The following is a 17,463-nucleotide window of genomic DNA, read 5'->3' on the forward strand; positions in this document are numbered from 1 at the left end:
CGGGAACGTGGGTGGATCGGCTGCTAGTGAGCCGGTGGCGCTGGGACGGGGGGTGATGGGGTGAGGTGGTCCTCGACGTCTGCGGGCGGTGGGAGGGGTGGCCGGGTGAGCAGGTAGGCCGCAGCGGCGGCCGCGCGCTCCTCGGCGAGGTAGTAGGCCACCTCGACGAGCTCGAGGGCCATCCCGTCGGGGTCGCTGAAGTAGACCCAACGCCAGCCCGCGAGGGGGCCGGAGTCGACCACATTGACGTCGGAGTAGAAGGTGACGCCGCGCGCCTCGAGGTCGGCCTTGGTCGCGCGGACGTCCGCGACGCGGAAGCAGACGTGGGCTGCGCCGAGGTGGTTGTTCGGTATCGGACGGGTGCTCGTCACCGGGCGGTTCGCGTACTCGATGAGCTCCATCATCGAGTGCTCACCCGCCCAGAAGCAGACTTGGCGCAGGCGGGCGCCGGGCACGCCCACGCCCTTCTCGAGGTCCGGTCCGTCGAACCACGGAGTGGGTTCATTGGCGAAAGGCAGGCCGAGCACGTCGTGGTAGAACCGGATCGACCGGTCGAGGTCCGTCACGACGAGACCGACGTGGTGCACCGCCTGCAGCTGGGATCCCATGGCCGCCTCCCGCGTCACGCCGGACCGGCGCTGGTCGGTGAGACGAGGATCTTCAGCTGGTCACCCGAGGGGCTGACGAGGACGTCGAACCCATCGGTGACGACGCGCTCGAGACCGATCTGCGCGGTGACGGCCTTGGCGACCGGGTACTTCCCCGAGGCGATGAGCCGGATGATTCGGGGCCAGTCGGTGATCAGGTAGCACCAGCTGCCGATATAGCTGATGTCTTTCTCGGACAGGCGCATCGCGTCGATCGTCGCCGGCTTGGTGTGCAGGCCGGTCTGGACGATCGAGCCCCGGGTTCGGACGCTGTTCATCGCGGTGGTGAGGCCCGGCGTGCTGCCCGAGCACTCGGCCACGACGTCGACGCCCGCGCCTCGTGTCAGTTGCGCGATCGACTCGGCGAAACCGTCGGCGGTGGGGTCGAGCACCGGTCCGACGTCGAGCGCGGCTGCGAGGGCGGCCCGGTTTGGGTTGGGCTCGGCGATCACCACGGTCGCCGCGCCGAGCGCATCGGCATACAGCGCGGAGAGCACGCCGATCGGGCCGGCGCCGGTGACGAGCACGATGTCGCCGCCGCGGATCCCGACCCGGTCGATACCGTATGCCGCCACGCTCGCGGGCTCGACGACGGCTCCCTCGACGTCTGAGACCTCGTCCGGCAGGGTCGAGACCTGGTACTCCTTGAGCACGGCATACTGCGCGAGTCCGCCTGTCTCGGCGGACAGTCCGGTGCAGGCGAAGCGTACGCACAGGTGACCGAGCCCCTGGCGGCAGAACGTGCAGCGACCGCAGACGATGGCCGGCATGATCGCGACGCGGTCGCCAACGGCCACGTCGGTGACCTGCGGGCCCACCTCGACGACCCGCGCCGAGAACTCGTGCCCGAGCGTCTGCGGGAGGGTCGCGCCGGTGAGGGGGTGCGGGGACGTGGGGGTGACGATGGGGCCCACGACGTACTCGTGGAGGTCAGTGCCGCAGATGCCGCACCAGAGGACCTCGACGAGGACGTCGTCGGCTGCCTTGATCTCCGGGATCGCGACGTCCTCGATGCGGATGTCGGACTTTCCGTGGAAGCGTGCTGCACGCACTGGAGTCTCCTCGGTGGTTTCGGTGGTGGGACGGACGGCGCTGTCTCGCAGCGCAGTTCGCAGTTCGCGGGCGTGGTTAGGGCGAGGTGCGACGGCCGTCAGGCCCTGGCTCGGCGCACCTGGCTGTAGATGACCGCGGCGGCCACGATGAGGGCGCCTTGGAAGAAGTACTGCCAGGTCTGGGAGAGGTCGAGGAAGACCATCGCGTTGAAGACCTGGACGATGAGCCCAGCGCCGAGGAGCGTCCCGATGAAGGTGCCCCGGCCGCCCAGCAGGCTGGTGCCCCCGAGGACGACGGCGGTGATGCTGCTCAACGTGTAACCCACGCCCTGCGCGGGATCGCCGATGCCGAGCTGGCCGAGCAGCACGATCGCGCCGAGGAAGACGAAGAAGGACGCGGCGACGTAGGCAAGGACAGCGGTTCGGTCGACGTTGACCCCGACCCGACGGGAGGCGTCCTCGTTCGAGCCCAGCGCTCGCAGCCGTAGGCCCGGCAGGCGCCGACGGAGGCCGTACTCGAGCGCCACGGCGACGACGACGAGAAGGAGGAAGACGACCGGTACGGGTCCGACCTTCGTCTTCACCAGGCGCGTCACCGAGATGGCGATGTTGCCACCGGGCGAGTCGCGCAGCAGGTAGCTGAGGCCCTGGATCCCGATGTAGCTCGCGAGCGTGGCGGCCACTGGGGTGAACTTGGCGAAACGGATCAGGCTGCCGTTGGCGGCCCCGGTGCCGACAGCCGCCGCGAGCATCACGAGGAGTCCCAGAACCATGACCGCTGCCGACTTCTCTGCGGTGAGGAAGAACGAGCCGATGACGACGAGGAAGCCGGCGAGCGGTCCGACCGACAGGTCGATGCCTCCGGTCATCAGGACGATGGTCTGCCCGAGGGCGATGAAGCCGAGGGCGGCGCACGAGGTCATGACCGACGTCAGGTTGAAGGGTGCGAGGTAGCGGGAGTTCTGCGACAGCACGAAGGCACCGAGCAGGAGCATGACGAGCGCAAGGATGACGACGGGGGCGTAGTCGCCGGTGAGAAAGCGTCCCAGCCGGGTGGAGGCGGAGCTGACGGCCCGGGCGACGCCGCCCTGGCGCACCGTGGCGCTGACGGCGGAGTGGATGAGGCGCTGCTCGGTGACGTCGACGCCCTCGACGACGTCGAGCACCGCTCCGCGCGACATGACGAGCACGCGGTCGCAGAGCCCCTCGAGCTCCTTCGCGTCGGACGAGGCGACGACGACCGGCACGCCGGAGGCGGAGACCTCGCGCAGGATCCGGTAGATCTCCGCGCGGGCTCCGACGTCGACACCCTGGGTGGGCTCGTCGGCGAGGACGATCGCAGGACGGGCGAGCAGGGCCCGGGCGAGCACGACCTTCTGCTGGTTGCCACCGGAGAGGGCCGAGACGACGGTCTCGGGGGAGGCGGTCTTGACCTCGAGGGCGTCGAGCTCGGCCCCGACCAGGGAGTCCTCGCGGCCGCGGTCGAGCAGGACGCGCCCGCGGAAGCGATCCAGGGCGGAGAGGGCGGCGTTCTCGCGCACCGAGAGGGACATCATCAGGCCCTCGGCGTGGCGGTCGGCGGGAAGGTAGGCCGACTGCTTGCGCAGGTTCCGGGAGGACCGGGAGTCCCGGCCGACGACGATGGAGCCGGAGAAGGAGCCGAGCCCGGACAGGGCCCGAAGCACCTCGCTCTGGCCGTTGCCCACGATCCCGGAGATGCCGATGATCTCTCCGGCGCGGGCCGTGAAGGAGACGTCGGAGAAGCCCGCGCCGGAGATGCCGTCGACGACGAGCACCTCGTCGCCGAGCTCCTCCTGCGGCGGCTTGGGCGGGAAGGTCGACTCGAACTGACGGCCGACGATGAGCGCGAGCAACTCGTCGTCGGTAATGGCGTCCACCTCGGCGACGCCGCGCACCTTGCCGTCGCGCAGGACGGTGACCCGGTCGGCGAGCTCGCGCACCTCGGCGAGCCGGTGGGTGATGTAGACGACGGCGGTGCCGGAGGCCGCGGCGCGGCGCACCCGTTCGAAGAGCATGTCGACGGAGTCCGCCCCGAGCGGGGCGGTGGGCTCGTCGAGGATGAGCAGCCGGGGCTCGAGCGCGAGGGCCTTGGCGAGCTCGAGGAGGTGGCGCTGGGCCACGCTGAGACCGACGACGCGGTCCTCGAGGTGGGCGCTCGACCCGACGTCGGCCAGCATGCGCTGCATCGTCCGGGTCTGCTCGGAGCCGTCGCCGAGCACCGAGGCGGGGACGGCGACCCGGATGTTCTCGGACACGGTGAGGTCGGGCAGCACGGCGGGATGCTGGTGGACGATGGCGATGCCGAGCTGGGCGGCGACTGCGGGGGTCAGCCGGTCGATGACCTGGCCCGCGCCGGTGATGGTGCCGCCGTCTGGGGTGACCTCGCCGGAGGCCACACCCATGAGCGTCGATTTGCCGGCGCCGTTCTCGCCGAGCAGGGCGTGCACCTCTCCGCGCCGGATGTCGAGCGTGACGTCGGTGAGAGCGGCGACCCCGTCGTAGTTCTTGCTGATGCCGGAGAGGACCATCGTCGACTCGGCGATCACTGCGGTGTCCTCGCTCATGTCCCGTCCTTCGGTCGGCCTGTGGTTCTCGGTCGTGGTGGCGACGACGGAAGGCTCCCGTACGGGGTCGGCCGGGCCGTCGGTCGTGACGGCACCGGCCGCCCCGTGCGGCGTCACTTGAGCAGCTTCGCCTGGGCCTGTCCGTCCATCTGGGCAGACAGGTAGATGTCACCGGGGAGGTCCTTCTTGCACGTCACCGGGTTGGGCTTGCTGCCGACGGAGTCCTCGAAGGTCGGCGCCTTGAACTGCTTCGACGACGGCGGCGTGCCGCCCGTCGCGAGGGCGACGGCCCACTGGACGGCGAGGCGGGCGTTGTCGTTGCCCGTCGCGACGGTGAAGAGCTTGAAGTCAGGGTTCTGCGCCTTGTGGGCCTCGTAGAAGCACGACAGAACGTTGCCGTCCGAGGTCGCGAGAGCCGGGATCGAGCGCCCGCTCTTCTCGAACTCCGGCAGGGCTCCGACGAGGGAGGGGCCGAAGTCGGAGACGATCGCGTCGATCTTCGGGTACTTCGCGATCGCGGCGCTCAGCACCTGCTGCGTCTTTGCCGGATCCCAGTTGGTGACCTCGAAGGGCGCCTGCCCGATGAAGGTGTACTTCCCGGTGGGGTCGAGGACGCTCTTCATGCCCTTGAGCTCGTCGAGGCCCTGGCTGTTGCCGGCGGGACCGGACAGGAACAGGATGTTGCCGCCGTCGGGCAGGGTCTTGACGAGCCAGTCGGCCCAGTTCTTGCCGTCCGTGACGAAGTCCGCACCCACCCAGACGTCGTAGTCCTTGCCGTCGGCGCCGCCCGGGTTGACTCGGTAGGGCACGGTGGTGACGCCGGCCTCCTTGGCGCTCTGGAGCGCCGGCAGCATGGCGTTGCCCGCGTCGGGGAAGACGACGAGGGCGTTGACGCCCTTGGCGACCAGGCCCTGGATGTCGGAGATGGCCTTCTGCGTGTCGCCCTGTCCGTCGGCGTACGTGAAGCTCGTGACGCTCGGGCACTTGGCGATCTCGTCCTTGGCCGAGGCCGTGGTGACGAGCCGCCAGCTGTTGCCGCCGAAGCCGTCGGTCAGGCCGAGGGTGATCTTGTTGGAGCCGCACCAGGAGGGGGCTCCGGCGACGGTGCTGCCTGCGGCAGTGCCGCCGGCGCCGGGAGCACCGTCCTCGGACGAGCTGCCGCAGGCGGCAAGAGCCAGGGCTGCGACGCCGGACATCGCGAGGAGGCGGACGGCGGTGGTGGATCGGGACATTGCAGATCGACCTTTCTGGTGGTCAGGAGCCGGGTGTGGCAGGAGGAGAGGCGGGTCAGGCCGCGACGGTGGCGGCGCGGCGGTCTGACCGTCTGCGGAGCCGGGACCAGTTGATGGTGTAGAGCGCGACGCCGATGGCGAACGCAGCCGACTGCACGAGGGTCTTGCCCGCGAAGTCGAAGCCGAGGGCCAGAACGAACTGGTCCAGCTGGGTCAGGAAGAGGGCAGCGACGGCGGTGGCCACGAGGTTGCCCCGGCCACCGAGCAGAGAGGTGCCTCCGAGCACCACGGCCGCCACCGAGGCGAGCAGGTAGCTGTCGCCCTGGTATGCCGTCGGCTTGTTGAGGATGCCGGCGAGCAGGAGCGCTCCCAGCCAGTAGAAGACCTGCGCGAAGACGTAGCCGCCGGCCTTGAAGCCCTGCACGCGCAACCCCGCCGCCCACGCCGCCGAGCCGTTGGCCCCGACGGCCTCGAAGCGACGTCCTGACGCCGTCTTCTTGACGACGACCGTGACGACGGCCGTGGCCACCACGGCGACGACGAGAGCGTGCGGGACGCCGAGTGTGCTGTCACCGGCGAGGCGGGCGAGCAGGTCGGTGGTCTGGCGCGGCGTGCCGCCCGACACGCCCAGGACCGCGGCGTACAGCAGGGCGTTGGTGCCGAGGGTGGCGACGATCGGGTTGAGGCCGAGCCGCCCGATGAGCAGGCCGTTGCCGAGCCCGGTGAGGAGGGAGACGCCCAGGGCCAACAGGGCCGCCGGGAGCACCTTGGAGTCGTCGCCGTAGGCCTGGTGGGTCACGATGACGATGACGAGCGACACCGAGCCGGCGACCGAGAGGTCGATGCCGCCCTGCATGACGACCAGCGTCTGGCCGAGGGCGACGATCGCGAGCACCGCCGCGAACGGCAGCATGCTCTGGACCGCGCCGGAGCTGACGCTGCTCGGGGCGAGGACGAAGCCGGCGGCGACGAGGAGGGCCAGGGCCGCGACCACGGTGAGCAGTCCGCGCGACAGCGACCGCGGTGCGCGGCGCGAAGGTGCGGCTGTCTCGTTCTTCGGGTCCATGACCAACTCCTCGACACTGAGGGCTTCGCTGCCGGCCGTCCGGATCCCCGGTCGACCGTGGTGTTGGGTGAGACTGTACATACGACAGTGGGCGTTAACAAGAGGTTCACGCGACGGACTTCGTCGATGAGACCGGACCGTGATGCGGAGCCAGGGGGCACCCGCACGAAGGGGACGAAACCCCTATCCGCGCGTCTCGGGCTGCGTGGGGGAGTGCGCGGCGGCCGGCGCGTGGAACCGGCTCAGGTCGGCCATGTCACGCGGACCCCAGCCGGCGTCGACGGCGGCCTGGACCCGCGCGAGCGCCTGCTCGGTCAGCGGCAGCGCCGCGCCGGTGGTCCGGCCCTGTGCGGTGATGAGGCCGAGGTCCTTGGCGACGAGGGCCAAGCTCATCGCGGTCGGTGTCTCGGGATCGAGGAACGCGGAGCGCTTGTATCGGACGAAAGGCGCTGCCACCACACTGCGTTCGAGCACGTCGTAGGCCTCGGCGCGAGGGACGCCGGAGCGCTCGGCAAGGTCGAGCGCCTCCGCGAGGGCGGCGTTGAGGTCGTGCACGACGAGGTTGACCGCGAGCTTCATGGCCTGTCCCGCGCCGACGTCGCCCACTCGGAGCACCTCGGCCGCGAAGGCCTTGAGCACCACGCGTGCGGCCGCGACGTCCTCGGGCGTGCCGGACGCCATCACGAGCAGCGTGCCGGCGACGACCGCCGGCACGCTCCCCGACACGGGGGCGTCCACGAAGCGGTGACCGGCCTCGCGCAGGTGACGTCCCAGCGTGGCCGCGGCGTCGGTGCCGCTGGTACCCAGGTCGATGACGAGGGTGCCTGGCGTCAACCCGCGCTGAACGGCGTCGGCGAGCAGGACCGAGCGGGTGACGCCGCCGTCGGCGAGCACGGTCAGCACGGCGTCAACACCGGTCACTGCGTCCTCTGCGGTCTCGGCCAGGACGAGGCCATCGCCGCTCGAGTCCACCAGGGCGCGGGCCGAGGCCGTCGTCCGGTTCCAGACGCGGACGTGGTGTCCGGCCCCGGCCAGGCGAAGGGCCATCGCGGCGCCCATGCGCCCGGTCCCGAGGAGCGCGACCTCAGCCACGGCGGGGGTCCACGAGGATCTTGCCGCCGGCGGTCCCGGCCATGAGTGGCTCGAGACCGCGCGTGACGACGTCGTCCAGCGGCACGGTCGTGGTCCCGATGGTCTCGCCGAGCGGGCTTCCCTCGAGCAGGGCGAGGGCGCGCGGGAGATCGGTGGCACAGATGTGGGCGACCGTCGTGGCGATGTCGACCTCGCGCAGCACGACATCGGAGAGGACGAGCTCCTGGGGCGCCTTGACCAGACCGACGAACAAGGTTCGGCCGCCTCGGGCGCAGAGCGCGAGCGAGCGGGCCGCGGCGCCCGGGGCGCCCGAGCTCTCGATGACCACCTGGGGGTCGACCCCGACGAGGTCGCGCAGCTCCTCCACGGTGCTGTCGCGGCTCACGGCTATGGTCCGGGTCGCCCCGAGCCGCTCTGCCACGTCGAGCCGCTCGGGATCGACGTCAACGACCGTGACCGTGCCGCGGTGGTCGCGCAGCCCGGCGAGGATGAAGGAGCCGATCGCGCCGGCTCCGAGGAGCAGCACGTCGTCGTCGGGAGCGATGCCGGCCCGGTCGACGGCGTGCAGCCCGACGGCGAGGGGCTGTGCGAGCACCGCCTCCGTGTCGTCGCAGCCCTCGGGGACCGGCACGAGCGTGCTGACGGGGGCGGCCACGAGCTCGGCGAGGCCGCCGTGCGTGGACAGACCCAGCGTGTAGTAGCCGGCGCAGAGGTTGGTCCGACCCGCTGCGCACCAGCGGCAGCTGCCGCACGAGACCCCCGCGCCGCTTGCGACACGGCGGCCGACCCAGGAGCCGAGGTCGGCGTCGCCTCCGGGCCCCACGTCGACCACGGTCCCGATGAACTCGTGTCCCAGCACGGTCGGCCCCACGTGTCCGCTCCCCGGGTGACGCCGGTGGAGTGGGACCATCATGGGCCCCTTGGCGTACTCGGTGGCGTCGGTGCCGCACAGGCCGTTGAGGGTGACCTCGATCAGGACCTCGCCGGCGCGGGGCCGGGGGTCTGGGCGGGTCTCGACCCGGAGGTCGTGGGGAGCGTGGAGCACTCCTGCGCGCATGGTCGCTTCTCCTTTGCGCTCAGAGCCGGGCGGATGAGGTGAGGTGGACCTTGACCTGTGAGCGGTCCTCGAGCACCGCGGACACCGCCTTCTCGGCGTCGGCCAGGTCGTGGCTCGCGGTCACGAGCGGGCTCAGGTCGGTCCCGGTGCGGGACAGGAACCGCAGGGTCTGCGGCCACACACCGGGCGAGCCGATGATGCCGCGCGCCTGGAGCTCCTTGGACTGGAAAAGGCCGAGCCGGGCCGGCGCGGAGCCGCCCACGTCGATGCCGATGTAGACGATCCGGGCCCGGAAGGCCGCGACCTCGAGGGCCGTGGCCATCGCGGACGGCTTGCCGCTGGCCTCGAAGACGACCGAAGCGCCGACGCCCTCGGTGGCGTCCAGGACCTGCTCGGTGAAGCCGTCGGTCGTCGGGTCGAGGACCTGGTCGGCGCCGAGCTGGAGTGCGAGCTCCCCTCGTGCCGTGGACGGCTCGGCGACCACGACCTTGGCCCCGTGCCCGGCGGCTGCGGCCACGACCCCGAGTCCGATGGGCCCGGCGCCGAGCACGACGACGGTGTCGCTGGCGTCGAGGTTGTCGGCACGCACCGTGGCGTAGTAGCCGCAGCTGAAGGGCTCGACGAGGGCGCCCTGCGTCCACGACAGGTTGTCGGGCAGGACGTGCAGCCACGACTCCTTGGCCACGAAGAACTCGGCGGCGGCGCCGCTGATGCTGAACCCGAAGTGGTCGTCACCGATGACGCACTCGCCGACGACCCGGTCGCCGACGCCGAGCCGCCGGACATCACGACCGGCACGCACGACCTCCCCGGACCACTCGTGCCCGGGGATGACGGGGTAGTCGAACGGGATGATGTAGCGACCGCCGAGCAGTTCGATGTCGGAGTGGCAGATGCCCACGCTCCGACTCGCCACCAGCACCTCGTCCGGGGCCAGCTCAGGGATGTCGATCTCGTTGACGCGGAACTGGTCCGGCCCGGTGAACTGCAATGCGCGCATGTGACGTCCTCGGCACAGGGCTCTGGGCGGGTGAATCACCGGACAGAGCCAACGACATGAGTTCAGTCAGAGTGAACGGTTCGTCGGGGTGTGTCAAGCAGTCCGCGTCAGGATGTGGGATGAACGACGAACCAGATGCCCCGGGCGGGCTGCGGGTGCAGGTTGCGGAAGATGTGGGGCTGGGAGGAGTCGAAGCCGAGCGCCTCGCCGGCGTGCAGGGTGAACACGTCGAAGCCGACCGTGATCTCCAGCTCGCCCTCGAGGAGGTAGCCGAACTCGGATCCCGCGTGCTGGAGCAGGCGTCCGTCGTTGGTCGAGTTGCTGTGCGGGGGATAGACGATCTCGATGAAGTCCAGGTCGCCGCCGGTGTTGTCGGCGAGGCGCTCCCACACAACCCCGGTGTCCATCTCGAGACGTGAGCGTGAGCCCGCCCGGGTGACGGACACCCGCTCGGCGCGGCCGCTGCGTGGCACGGCGTCCACCGGCGAGCTGATCTCGGACCGTTTGCGCAGCGCGGACCCGTTCGCGGACTCGGGTACCGCATGCTCTGCCGGATCGGTCTCGGCGGCGGGCTGCTTTGGTGCCGAGGCATTTTCGGAATCGACGGCGAACAGCTCATCGATGGAGACGCCCAGCAGCTGGGCCAGGGAGTAGAGGGTCGCGACGGACGGCTGCGACTTGCCGTTCTCGAGCTGGGACACGAACGACGGGGAGACCCCGAGCTGGCGTGCCACCTCCCTGAGGGACATGCCGGTCGCCATCCGCACCTTGCGGAGGCGGGCACCGAGGTTCTCCACCTGCTCCACCATCCTCGGCTCACCTCCACGCTGACGTCGGTCTGCCCTGACAGTATCGTCCGCCGAGGTGCGACGCCCGACACGGGCGCTGTCCTCCCCGGCTTTGGACCGCGGCCGACGCGCAACAGGCGTGCCGGTTGCACTGGAGGCGTAGCGCGCCGGGGATGCGCTGCCGCCTTCGCGGTCGTCGAGGTCGTGTCCCGCCATGAGCCCTCTCCGTGCTGGTCGAAGCGATCGGGTCGAGGCGGCTGGGTCGTCCCGGATGTGGAGGCTACGTTAATCACCACTTGACGCCCTGTCCAGATCCGGGCACCATCAGCGTGTCTCACCGGGGACCAGCGATCCTCCGCACCGCTCCGGTCCGCATCGCCCGAAGGAGCGCGCATGGCACCCACCGCACTTGTCGTAGGGGTCACCGGGATCGGCGGCCAGAACTGCGCGAACGCCCTGCTGGACAAGGGTTTCGACGTCGTCGGGCTGTCCCGCTCGGTCCGGGAGCCGGTGCCCGGTGTCGACCACGTGACGGCCGACGTCCTCGACGTCGACTCGATCGAGCGTGCCGTGGCAGGGCGGCAGATCAGCCACCTGGTGTTCACGACGTGGCAACGCCAGGCGACCGAGGCCGAGAACTGCCGCGTGAACGGCGCCATGCTCCGCAACACCCTCGAGGTGCTCGGGCGCACGACGACCCTCGAGCACGCCGTCCTCGTCACCGGACTCAAGCACTACCTCGGGCCGTTCGAGGCCTACGCCAAGGCGCCGGCCGAGACGCCGTTCCGCGAGAGCCAGCCACGGCTGCCGTTCGAGAACTTCTACTACGTCCAGGAGGACGTGCTCTTCGACGAGGCCGACCGCCAGGGCTTCACCTGGTCGGTCCACCGGCCCCACACGATGATCGGCTATGCCCTCGGCAACGCCATGAACATGGGGGTGACGCTGGCGGTCTACGGGACCATCTGTCGCGACACCGGGGAGCCGTTCGTGTTCCCGGGCAGCCCCCAGCAGTGGGCGGGCGTCACCGACATCACCGACGCCAGGCTGCTTGGCAGGCACGTCGCCTGGTCGGCGACAGACCCTGCCGGGCGGAACCAGGCGTTCAACACGGTGAACGGCGAGGTCTTCCGGTGGCGCCAGATGTGGGGTCGCGTCGCCGAGGGGCTCGGTGTGGAAGCGGCCGACTATCCTGGCGAGCCACAGCCCTTGGAAGGGCGGATGTCCCATGCCGGAGCCGTGTGGTCCGACATCGTCGCCAAGCACGACCTCGCCCCCCACTCCGTCGACGAGCTGGCTTCCTGGTGGCACACGGACGCCGACCTGGGCCGGACCGTGGAGACCTTCGCCGACATGGGCAAGAGCCGACGGCTTGGGTTCCTCGACTACCAGGACACGGCCGGCTCTTTCCTCTCCCTTTTCGACACGCTTCGAGAGCGCAGGATCATCCCCCCACTGTGACGCGTGCCGACGCCGGTCGGAGCGGTCAGTGGCGGTGGCACGGGTCTGGATGCCGCGGGCGCGCGGCCTGCTCGGGCAGGGCAGGGCAGAGGGCGGACTCGCCGCCGGTGGCGGCTCCCTGACTGGCGCGCCGGATGAGCACGTGTTCCCCGCTCGACGGAATCGTCGGACCGTCCGCGGCGACGTGCCAGACGGGGCGGCCCCGCCCACAGGGGCCGCCCTGCGTGCGAAAGCGGTGCGAAAACCGAATCCCGGTCACTCCCGACTTGGGTGTCTGCGCAGGTCAGCGCCGCGGGAAGCGTTCAGGCCGCCGAATGCTCAGATGTCGCGGAAGACCTCGATCGTCGCGCCGAGGGCGTTGAGGCGCTCGGCGAGGTCCTCGTAGCCACGGTTGATGACGTAGACGTTGCGCAGGACCGACGTGCCGGGGGCCGCGAGCATGGCGAGCAGCACGACGACCCCCGGACGGAGCGCCGGCGGACACACGACCTCGGCCGCGCGCCAGCGCGTCGGCCCTTCGACGATGACGCGGTGCGGGTCGAGCAGCTGCACCTTGGCCCCCACCTTAGTCAGCTCGGTGAGGTAGATCGCGCGGTTCTCGTAGACCCAGTCGTGGATCATCGTGCTGCCCTCGGCGACGGCGCCGATGAGGGCGAAGAACGGCAGGTTGTCGATGTTGAGGCCCGGGAACGGCATGGGGTGGATCTTGTCGATCGGGGCGTGGAGCGGACCGGGGATCGTCGTGAGGTCGACGAGGCGGGTCTTGCCGTTGGCCGACGTGTACTCCGGCGTGAGGTCGTACTTCATCCCCATGCCGTCGAGGGTCGCGAGCTCGATCTCGATGAACTCGATCGGCACGCGTCGGATCGTGATGGCGCTGTCGGTGACGACGGCGGCGGCGATGAGGCTCATGGCCTCGATGGGGTCCTCGCTGGGGGAGTACTCGACGTCGACGTCGATCTCGGCGACACCGTGGACCGTCAGGGTCGTCGTGCCGATGCCGTCGATCCGGACCCCGAGCTTCTCGAGGAAGAAGCACAGGTCCTGGACCATGTAGTTCGGGCTCGCGTTGCGGATGATGGTGGTGCCGGCGTGGCGGGCCGCGGCCATGAGGACGTTCTCGGTGACGGTGTCACCACGCTCGGTGAGCACGATGGCCCGGTCGGGGGCGACGGAGCGGTCGGACCGCGCCTCGTAGAAGCCGTGGGTCGCGGTGACCTCGAGCCCGAAGGACCGCAGGGCGGCCATGTGGGGCTCGACGGTGCGGGTGCCGAGGTCGCAGCCACCGGCATACGGCAGCTGGAAGGCCTCGTGCTCGTGGAGCAGCGGGCCGAGGAACATGATGACGGTGCGGGTGCGGCGGGCGGCCGCGACGTCGATGTCGTCGAGGTTGAGCACGGCCGGCGGGATGATCTCGAGGTCGCTGCTGTCGGGCAGCCACCGGGTGCGCACGCCGATCGAGGCGAGCACCTCGAGGATGCGGTTGACCTCCTCGATGCGGGCCAGGTTGCGCAGCGTGGTGCGACCCCGGTTGAGCAGGGCGGCGCAGAGCAGGGCCACCGCGGCGTTCTTCGAGGTCTTGACGTCGATGGAGCCGGTGAGCTTCTGGCCGCCGACGATGCGCAGGTGCTGGGGGCCGGAATGGCCGAGCGAGACGAACTCGGAGTCGAGCGCGTCACCGATCTTGGCGAGCATGTCGAGGCTGAGGTTCTGCTTGCCCTGCTCGATGCGCGTCACGGCACCCTGGGAGGTCCCGAGGAGCTCCGCGAGGTCCGACTGGGTCATCCCCTTGTGGCGTCGCGCGTCGCGGATGAGTCCGCCGATCCGGGTCAGGTAGGTCTGAGGCACGACGACGAGGCTAACTCATATATGAGTTACGGCAAACCTGAGGACATGGCTCGGGCCACGGACGGGGGTGTCCCGTCCGTGGCCCCCGGCACGAGCCGTGCCGTATGCCGTGTGGCTGCGTCAGCCGCGCGCGTTGGCGACGCCGTCGGGCAGGAAGCGCGAACCGGTGACGGCCTCCGCGACGCCGGTCCGGTCGAGGAGCGGGGTGATGCCGCCGTTCCAGAACTGGAAGCCGGCGCCGGTGATCATCGCGAGGTCGATGTCCATCGGCGCCTGCGCGACACCCTCGTCGAGCATCCGTCGCGCCTCGTCGGCGAGCACGGTCAGGACGCGCTGGCGCACCTGGGCGAGGTCGAGCACGACCGGCTCGGCCGGCTTCTCGATGAGCTCCGCGACCTCGGGGTCGAGGACCGGACGGCCCGAGCTGAGGTCGTAGAACCCGCGCTTGCCGGCGGCGACGATCCGCTGGAGCGTCGGCGAGGCGTAGAAGCGGTCGGGGAACGCCCGGACCAGCGTCTCGCCGTTGTGCAGCGCGATGGCCGGCCCGACGAGGCCGATGAGGACGAAGGGCGGCATCGGTGCCAGGCCGGCGAAGGCGCGGTCGACGACGTCGATCGGCGTCCCCTCGTCGAGGATCTTCGCGGCCTCGCCCATGAACCGGCCGAGGAGTCGGTTGACGATGAACGACGGGCGGTCCGCGGCGCGGATGCACGTCTTCCTCAGCGCCTTCCCGACGGCGAAGGCCGTTGCGAGAGTGGGGTCGTCGGTGCGCTCGCCCGGGATGATCTCGAGCAGCGGCATGACGGCCACCGGGTTGAAGAAGTGGAAGCCGACGACGCGCTCCGGGTGCGAGAGCGTCGAGGCCATCTCGGCGATCGACAGGCTCGACGTGTTCGTCGCGAGCACGCACTCGGCCGACACCACGGCCTCGACCTCGGCGAAGACCTGCTGCTTGACCGACATCTCCTCGAAGACCGCCTCGATGACGAAGTCGGCGTCGGCGAAGCCGTCCTTGCTCGTCGACCCGGACACGAGGGCCTTGTAGCGGTTCAGCCTGTCGGGGTTCAGCCGACCCTTCCCGGCGAGCTTGTCCAGCTCGGCGTGGACGTAGCCGACGCCCTTGGCGACTCGCTCGTCGTCGATGTCGGTGAGCACGACCGGCACCTGGAGGCGCTGGATGAACAGGAGCGCGAGCTGGCTCGCCATGAGCCCGGCGCCGACGATGCCTACCTTCGTGACCTTCCGGGCGAGCTCCTTGTCGGGTGCCCCCGCAGGGCGCTTGGCGCGCTTCTGCACGAGGTCGAAGGCATAGAGGCCGGCGCGGAGCTCGTCGCTCATGAGCAGGTCGGCGAGCACCTCGTCCTCGGCGGAGAAGCCCTCCTCGCGGGTCGCGGTGCGAGCGGCCGCGAGCAGGTCGAGGGCGGCATACGGGCTCCTGGCCTGCCGGCCGGTCTTGACGTCGGCGAGGCCCTTGCCCTTGGCGATGGCGGCGTTCCACGCCGTCTCGTCGCGGTCGATCTCGGGACGCTCGACGGTGACGTCACCGGAGAGGACGCGAGCAGCCCAGGCGATCGACTCCTCGAGGAAGTCGGCCGGCTCGAAGAGGGCGTCGGCCATGCCGAGCCGGTACGCGTCGACCCCCTTGAGCATGCGGTTCTGGCTCAGCGGGTTGTCGATGACGACGGTGACGGCCTTCTCGACACCGATGAGGTTGGGCAGCATCCAGCAGCCGCCCCAGCCGGGGACGAGGCCGAGGAAGACCTCGGGCAGCGCGACGGCGGGCACTCCGGCGCTCATCGTCCGGTACGTCGCCGACAGTGCCAGCTCGACGCCACCGCCCATGGCAGCGCCGTTGACGAAGGCGAACGTCGGGACCGGCAGGTCGGAGAAGGCGGCGTATGCCGCGTGGCCGGCCCGGGCGATCTCGAGCGCCTGGTCGCGCGACCCGATGAACGGCACGCCGGTGAGGTCGGCGCCGACGGCGAAGATGAACGGCTTGCCGGTGACGGCGACCGCGACGATCTCGCCGGCATCGGCGCGCTCCCGCAGCCGCGCGATCGTCTGGGTCAGTCCGGCGATCGACTGGGGCCCGAAGGTGTTGGGCTTGGTGTGGTCGAAGCCGTTGTCGAGCGTGATGAGGGCGAGCGTGCCGCTCCCGCCCGGGAGGTCCACGTCGTGGACCGGCGTCCGGGTCACGACTTCGGACGCGAAATCGGCTGCAGCCGTGGGCTTCTCGGTCGTGGCGGTCACGCGACGTCCTCCTTCTCGATCGAGGCGACGTAGTCCTCGTGGTGCGGGTTCTCCCAGATGACGGCACCGCCCATGCCGATGCCGATGCACATCGCGGTCAGGCCGTAGCGGACCTCGGGGTGCTCCTCGAACTGGCGGGCGAGCTGGGTCATGAGGCGCACGCCCGAGCTGGCCAGCGGGTGACCCGTGGCGATGGCTCCGCCGTACTCGTTGACGCGCGGGTCGTCGTCGGCGATGCCGAAGTGGTCGAGGAACGCGAGCACCTGGACGGCGAACGCCTCGTTGAGCTCGAAGAGGCCGATGTCGCCGATGGTGAGGCCCGCCTTGGCGAGAGCCTTCTCGGTGGCCGGGACCGGACCGACGCCCATGACCTCGGGCTCGACACCGACGAACGAGAAGGACACGAGGCGCATCCGGACCGGCAGGCCGAGCTCGGTGGCGGCCGCCTCGGAGGCGAGCAGGCACGCGGTCGCACCGTCGTTGAGCCCGGCCGCGTTGCCCGCGGTGACGTTGCCGTGCGCGCGGAACGGCGTCTTGAGCTGGCCGAGGTCCTCGACGGTCGTGCCGGGACGCGGTGGCTCGTCGGCGGTGGCCAGGCCCCAGCCCAGCTCGGCGTGGCGCGTCGCGACCGTGACGAGGTCGCGCTGGATCTTGCCGTCGGCGTACGCCCGGGCGAGCTTGTCCTGGCTGCCCACGGCGAAGGCGTCGGAGCGCTGCTTCGTCAGCTGCGGGAAGCGGTCGTGGAGGTTCTCGGCCGTCTTGCCCATGACGAGGGCGTCGGGGTCGACGATCTTCTCGGACACGATGCGCGGGTTGGGGTCGACGCCCTCGCCCATGGGGTGACGGCCCATGTGCTCGACACCGCCGGCGATGGCGATGTCGTAGGCACCGAACGCGATCGAGCTCGCGGTGTTCGTCACCGCCGTCATCGCGCCGGCGCACATGCGGTCGACGGAGTAGCCGGGCGTCGTGTCGGGCAGGCCCGAGAGCAGCGCCGCCGTGCGGCCGAGGGTGAGGCCCTGGTCGCCGATCTGGGTGGTCGCGGCGATGGCGACCTCCTCGACCTTGTCCTTGGGCAGGTTGGGGTTGCGGTGCAGCAGCTCGCGGATGCACCGGATGACGAGGTCGTCGGCGCGGGTCTGGGCGTACATGCCCTTGTCTCCGGCCTTGCCGAACGGCGTCCGGACGCCGTCGACGAAGACGACCTCATTGAGTGCGCGGGGCACGGTGCCTCCCAGTGGATCGAGGGTGATCGCGATGGATCGGGGGTCGGTGGCCGGCTCGGACACCGGCGTCGGGCCGCGGCAGCGCGCGGCCTCCTCGATACTACTTCTCGGTAACTTCCCGGCCAACGGGCCTCCGGGTGACCATCCTCACGACGGCCC

Annotated in this window: 13 protein-coding genes; 1 reads left to right on the forward strand and 12 read right to left on the reverse strand. The window is 70.5% G+C overall.

Annotation, left to right across the window (positions count from 1 at the left end; all coding sequences use genetic code 11):
* Positions 1-23 precede the first annotated feature (23 nt).
* The 9 genes from H283_RS0121275 to H283_RS0121315 all read right to left on the reverse strand — a co-directional run bounded on the left by H283_RS0121275 (position 24) and on the right by H283_RS0121315 (position 10,540).
* Positions 24-608: a VOC family protein gene (locus H283_RS0121275; protein WP_051103716.1), complete on the reverse strand. Its 585-nt coding sequence runs from the start codon at positions 606-608 to the stop codon at positions 24-26.
* 14 nt (positions 609-622) lie between these two features.
* A complete protein-coding gene (locus H283_RS0121280; RefSeq protein ID WP_020145557.1) occupies positions 623-1,699 on the reverse strand; it encodes a 2,3-butanediol dehydrogenase in 1,077 nt (358 codons plus the stop codon).
* Positions 1,700-1,797: 98 nt separating this feature from the next.
* Positions 1,798-4,284 (reverse strand): ATP-binding cassette domain-containing protein, encoded by a 2,487-nt coding sequence (locus H283_RS0121285; protein WP_028785806.1) that lies wholly within the window; start codon positions 4,282-4,284, stop codon positions 1,798-1,800.
* Positions 4,285-4,397: 113 nt separating this feature from the next.
* Positions 4,398-5,516 carry a substrate-binding domain-containing protein gene (locus H283_RS0121290; RefSeq protein WP_020145559.1) on the reverse strand — a complete coding sequence of 373 codons (1,119 nt, stop codon included), beginning with the start codon at positions 5,514-5,516 and terminating at the stop codon, positions 4,398-4,400.
* A gap of 55 nt (positions 5,517-5,571) precedes the next feature.
* Complete coding sequence (locus H283_RS0121295; protein ID WP_020145560.1) at positions 5,572-6,582, reverse strand: ABC transporter permease; 1,011 nt, start codon at positions 6,580-6,582, stop codon at positions 5,572-5,574.
* Positions 6,583-6,765: 183 nt separating this feature from the next.
* Positions 6,766-7,674 carry an NAD(P)-dependent oxidoreductase gene (locus H283_RS26070; RefSeq protein ID WP_020145561.1) on the reverse strand — a complete coding sequence of 303 codons (909 nt, stop codon included), beginning with the start codon at positions 7,672-7,674 and terminating at the stop codon, positions 6,766-6,768.
* The gene (locus H283_RS0121305; RefSeq protein WP_043650449.1) at positions 7,667-8,731 is read right to left on the reverse strand and encodes a zinc-binding dehydrogenase; all 1,065 of its coding nucleotides are present in this window, start codon (positions 8,729-8,731) and stop codon (positions 7,667-7,669) included. Before H283_RS0121305 ends, H283_RS26070 begins: the two co-directional genes overlap by 8 nt.
* 19 nt (positions 8,732-8,750) lie before the next feature.
* Complete coding sequence (locus tag H283_RS0121310) at positions 8,751-9,731, reverse strand: zinc-binding dehydrogenase (RefSeq protein ID WP_020145563.1); 981 nt, start codon at positions 9,729-9,731, stop codon at positions 8,751-8,753.
* A 107-nt stretch (positions 9,732-9,838) separates the two neighbouring features.
* The gene (locus H283_RS0121315; RefSeq protein WP_020145564.1) at positions 9,839-10,540 is read right to left on the reverse strand and encodes a helix-turn-helix domain-containing protein; all 702 of its coding nucleotides are present in this window, start codon (positions 10,538-10,540) and stop codon (positions 9,839-9,841) included.
* A 372-nt stretch (positions 10,541-10,912) separates the two neighbouring features.
* Here H283_RS0121315 and H283_RS0121320 point away from each other — a divergent pair, with 372 nt between their 5' ends.
* Positions 10,913-11,980, forward strand: coding sequence for an SDR family oxidoreductase (locus H283_RS0121320; RefSeq protein ID WP_020145565.1), 1,068 nt, complete (start codon positions 10,913-10,915; stop codon positions 11,978-11,980).
* A gap of 318 nt (positions 11,981-12,298) precedes the next feature.
* Here the strand turns inward: H283_RS0121320 and H283_RS0121325 are convergent, their stop codons facing one another.
* From H283_RS0121325 to H283_RS26075, 3 genes are all read right to left on the reverse strand, one after another.
* The gene (locus H283_RS0121325; protein WP_020145566.1) at positions 12,299-13,828 is read right to left on the reverse strand and encodes a UDP-N-acetylglucosamine 1-carboxyvinyltransferase; all 1,530 of its coding nucleotides are present in this window, start codon (positions 13,826-13,828) and stop codon (positions 12,299-12,301) included.
* Between the two features lie 120 nt (positions 13,829-13,948).
* Positions 13,949-16,078: a 3-hydroxyacyl-CoA dehydrogenase NAD-binding domain-containing protein gene (locus H283_RS0121330; protein WP_020145567.1), complete on the reverse strand. Its 2,130-nt coding sequence runs from the start codon at positions 16,076-16,078 to the stop codon at positions 13,949-13,951.
* Entirely contained in the window at positions 16,075-17,304 is a 1,230-nt protein-coding gene (locus H283_RS26075) for a thiolase family protein (protein WP_043650482.1), read from the reverse strand. The genes H283_RS0121330 and H283_RS26075 overlap by 4 nt, the downstream gene beginning before the upstream one ends.
* Positions 17,305-17,463 lie beyond the last annotated feature (159 nt).

It is taken from the genome of Terracoccus sp. 273MFTsu3.1, assembly GCF_000383675.1.
Classification (GTDB): Bacteria; Actinomycetota; Actinomycetes; order Actinomycetales; family Dermatophilaceae; genus Terrabacter.

Coding starts and splice junctions, on each gene's coding strand:
- H283_RS0121320 (WP_020145565.1), top strand. CDS start 10,913: ATGGCACCCACCGCACTTGTCGTAGGGGTCACCGGGATCGGCGGCCAG.
- H283_RS0121305 (WP_043650449.1), bottom strand. CDS start 8,731: ATGCGCGCAGGAGTGCTCCACGCTCCCCACGACCTCCGGGTCGAGACC.
- H283_RS0121310 (WP_020145563.1), bottom strand. CDS start 9,731: ATGCGCGCATTGCAGTTCACCGGGCCGGACCAGTTCCGCGTCAACGAG.
- H283_RS0121295 (WP_020145560.1), bottom strand. CDS start 6,582: ATGGACCCGAAGAACGAGACAGCCGCACCTTCGCGCCGCGCACCGCGG.
- H283_RS0121285 (WP_028785806.1), bottom strand. CDS start 4,284: ATGAGCGAGGACACCGCAGTGATCGCCGAGTCGACGATGGTCCTCTCC.
- H283_RS0121275 (WP_051103716.1), bottom strand. CDS start 608: ATGGGATCCCAGCTGCAGGCGGTGCACCACGTCGGTCTCGTCGTGACG.
- H283_RS0121290 (WP_020145559.1), bottom strand. CDS start 5,516: ATGTCCCGATCCACCACCGCCGTCCGCCTCCTCGCGATGTCCGGCGTC.
- H283_RS0121315 (WP_020145564.1), bottom strand. CDS start 10,540: ATGGTGGAGCAGGTGGAGAACCTCGGTGCCCGCCTCCGCAAGGTGCGG.